At 66.4% G+C, this 3718-nt stretch carries 3 protein-coding genes and 1 pseudogene; all 4 read left to right on the top strand.

Annotation, left to right across the window (positions count from 1 at the left end):
• Positions 1-386, top strand: a 386-nt coding sequence (locus ACFWN1_RS32260) for a tyrosine-type recombinase/integrase (protein ID WP_384369979.1), incomplete at its 5' end; no start/stop codon positions are given.
• Positions 376-2628 carry a tyrosine-type recombinase/integrase gene (locus ACFWN1_RS32255; protein WP_384369976.1) on the top strand — a complete coding sequence of 751 codons (2253 nt, stop codon included), beginning with the start codon at positions 376-378 and terminating at the stop codon, positions 2626-2628. The genes ACFWN1_RS32260 and ACFWN1_RS32255, both read left to right, overlap by 11 nt.
• Complete coding sequence (locus ACFWN1_RS32250) at positions 2625-3041, top strand: DUF6262 family protein (protein ID WP_384369973.1); 417 nt, start codon at positions 2625-2627, stop codon at positions 3039-3041. The genes ACFWN1_RS32255 and ACFWN1_RS32250 overlap by 4 nt, the downstream gene beginning before the upstream one ends.
• Positions 3042-3271: 230 nt before the next feature.
• A pseudogene (locus ACFWN1_RS32245) lies at positions 3272-3718 on the top strand (GNAT family N-acetyltransferase); the annotation flags it as partial.

Genomic DNA, 3718 nt, shown 5'->3' with positions numbered 1-3718 from the left:
ACGGCGACTGGGTCTGGACCCTGTGCGAGGCCGGCGCCGATGTCGAACTGGCCGACTGGGACGACGCGTACATCTTCTGCAACCTGCACCGCGGGCGCCGGTTCGCCCCGCTGCGGGCGGAGAGCGTCTACAAGCACCTGGCCGCGAGGAAGCAGCACGTCCCCGGCCTGCCGCCGGACATGACACCGCACTGGTACCGGCACACCCACGCCACAGCCCTGCTGCTGTCGGGTGTGCCCATGCACGTGGTCAGCCGGAGGCTCGGCCACGCCGACATCCAGACCACGATCAACACGTACGCCCATGTGACCGAGGACGCCGAGCTGCGCGCGTGTGCGGACTGGCAGAAGATCACGCAAGCCTGGGGAAGCCGTCATGAAAGCTGAGCCGATCGTCCATCCGGTAGCCGATACGGCGGCCGTTCCGTCGCCGCGTACTCCGGAGCGTAAGCGGCAGGACAAGCGAGATCCGCGCCTGTCCGTAGCCCGGCTCTTCAGCGAGGGGAAAGCGAGGCGACTGTGGGAGAGCCTGCCGGAGGAACACCGGCAGGACCATTTCGACTCGGCCAACATGCCGGAGGACTACGGCAGAGCTTTCACCAAGCAGACCATCGACCGGGAGAAGGGCTGGTATTCCCAGGCGATCAGCTTCCGGGGTCTGCCCGAGCCCATGATCTGGGAACTGGCCTGGTGCGTCCATCAGCAAGTTGCCGAGGGATACGCCATCACCGCAGGGCGGTTCCAGGAACTCAGGCGGGGCCTGGTCCTTGCGATCGAGCACGGAGGACCGCTGGCACGGTCCGCGAGGTCACTGATGGCGCTCTCCCACGAGGAATGGGCGCGCGAAGTGCAGCGTGCGGTCATGCGGACCGACGCGTCGCGGAACGCGAGGCTCGGCACGCACGTGCTGAACAGCGTCAAGCATCTCCAGGACCGCCTGGCCCACGGCTACCACGACGGTGAGTGGTGGCGGCTGGACGTGTGGAACCCCAGTCTGGACCGGCGCATCCCGCAACGCGAGCACGAGCCCTGGGGTCGGTCCGTGGCCAACTTCAGCCAGCTCACGACGGACTGGTTCCGGGAGGCTGCGAAATGGTGGCTGTCGGTGCAGCTGTTGACAGAGCGGTACGTGTGGTCGTCGGTGAAGAGTCGCCTCGACCACCTGAAGTGGTTCCAGTGGTACATCGACCAGGTTGGCTGCTCCGGTCCTCAGCTCGTCGACTCCCCGGATCAGCTCCGGACCTGGTTGCGCGGATTCGTGGACTCCCTCAACAGTCACATCACGATGACCGGCCCGAACACGGGCGCTCGGCTCTCCAAGAACAGCCGCCGCAGCACGCTGGTGACCATCGAGGCGTTCTATCGCTGGATGTACGACAACCGTGCCGAGGCCGTCACGGTGCTCGGTGACCGACGTTGGGACGCGCTGGACGCGCATCACTCTGTGCTGTTCCGGCTGGAGGACAAGCCGCGGCTCACCAATCAGCCTCCGGACGACATAGCGCTGGAGGACGAGGTGATCAGCAAGATTGCCGTAGGCTCCGGAGTGCTTGCGGCTCCCAAGTCCGAAGGCGGACTCGACGACCGGCAGGCATTCCATGCGCTCATGCTGTTGATTCGGACCGGCCGACGCATGAACGAGGTCCTGATGATGGACTTCGAACCGCTGCTGCCGCTCCTGACCACGAACAAGCAGCAGGACAAGGAACCGGACGGCTTCGTGGCCCGGCTCGCCTATCAGCAGACGAAGATCACTGGCGGGGACCCGCCGACGATCCCGGTGGACCAGGAGATCGTCGACATCATCCGACTCCAGCAGGAGTGGGCCCGTGAGTTCATCACCGCCCACGGCGCCCCATCGGGAACGGACCCGCGCTACCTCTTCTTGCAGACCAAGAACAACCTGCTCGGCAAAAGGCCCTACGCGTCGGCGACCTTCCACAGCCGACTTGGCGCGCTGACCAAGACTCTGGCGATCACCGACAGCGTCGGCCGCCCCGTCAAGATCTCCAAGACACACACCTTCCGGCACACACGGGCGACCGACCTGATCAACGCCGGAGTCCCGATCCACGTCGTCATGCGCTACCTGGGGCACGTCACCCCGGCCATGACCATGCACTACGCCAAGACCCTGGCAGTGACGGCCGAGCGCGAGTTCCTCCGCTACAAGAAGGTCACGGCCGACGGCCGGACCGCCGAGGTGAACCCGAGCGACCTCTACGACCTCCTCCACCTCGACCAGCGCGCCGACCGAGTCCTGCCCAACGGTTGGTGCATGCTCCCGCCCAGGCAAGTCTGCTCCAAGGGCAACGCCTGCCTCACCTGCGACAAGTTCGTCACCGACGCCGGCCACCGCGACGAACTCCAGCACCAACTCACCCAGACCGAAGCACTGATCGGCCGTCGCCAGGCCCAGTTCACCGCCCGCCACGGCGAGCCGATGGGCGAGGACAACATCTGGCTCGCCGGCCGCCTCGCCGAAACCAGCGCCCTGACGAAGGTCCTCGTCGCCCTGGACCAGGTCAGTGTCCACGAGGATGGACAATTGCGGGCGGTTCGCGGGGCAGGCGCGGCCGACCGGCCCGGACCGCTGCCCACCGCACACCAACAGGAGCCGACCAAATGACGCCGCTGCCCGAGCACCTTCGCCAGGCCACTCGCGCCCGAACGCAGGAAGCCGGGAAGCGGGCCCGTGCCGCCCTCGCCGAGCTGGCCAAGGCAGGCAAGCCCATCAGCTTCACCGCTGTGGCCCGCCAGGCCGGGGTGAGCACCGACTTTCTCTACCGGGATCCGGAACTGCGCAGCCAGATCGAGCGACACCGCGTCAAGAGTGGATTGGCTTCAGCAGCGCCTGTAAGTCCTCCAGGTGACTCCTCGACATCGGCCGCGGTGAGAGCGCTGAGCGCTCGCCTCACGCTGCAGCAGCAGACTCACCGCGAGGGGGTAGCCGCACTCCGAAGGGCACTGGAAATCGCGCAGGGTGAGAATCTCGATCTGCGCAGGCGCTTGGCCCGCTACGAGGCCGACTGGCTTCGTTGATCTCCAAGGACAGCGTTTGTCGACGGTCTCCGGAGGCAGTTGGTGATCAACTGGCTCTGGAATGTGGATGAGAAATGACGGCACTGTGTGGGTGCGAACGTGGAGCTGGCCGGCCACCCGCAGGGCGGCTGGCCGGCGAGGCAGGTAGCGGCAGTGAGAGAGTGCAGCACTGGTGTTCGCGCGGTTTCGACCGGCGTTTAATCACTTGACCCGGTCCATACGGTGTTCGGGTGAAGGACACTCTGATCAACGAACTCCGCACCGCGTACGACGCCCAACTCCGTGGTGTCACCCCGCCTGGCGGCAACGCTCACATCGAAAAGGACGGCCCGTTGACCCGTGTCGTCGGGTGGCATCGTGGCTTCGTCACGGGCCCACGCGACCTTGGCATGTGCGGGGCAGAACTCGACACGCTCATAGCGCGGCAGCGTGACTTCTACGCTGCCCGTGGTGAGGCCGTCGAATGGAAGACTCGCGCCCATGATCTTCCCGCCGACCTCACCGACCGACTCACGGCGGCCGGCTTCGTCGCCGAGGACAGCGAGACCGTACTCGTCGGGCAGTCCGCCGACCTGGCCGCCGACCCCGTCCTGCCCAAAGGCGTGACCCTCCGCCGTGTCACCGCCAGATCAGACCTTCAGCGCATCGCCGCTATGGAAAGCGCCGTCTGGGGCGAG

This window comes from Streptomyces sp. NPDC058459 (assembly GCF_042721685.1).
Taxonomy (GTDB): Bacteria; Actinomycetota; Actinomycetes; order Streptomycetales; family Streptomycetaceae; genus Streptomyces.
Note: the sequence above shows the minus strand (reverse complement) of the source record. Positions and strands in the feature narration are given on the sequence as shown.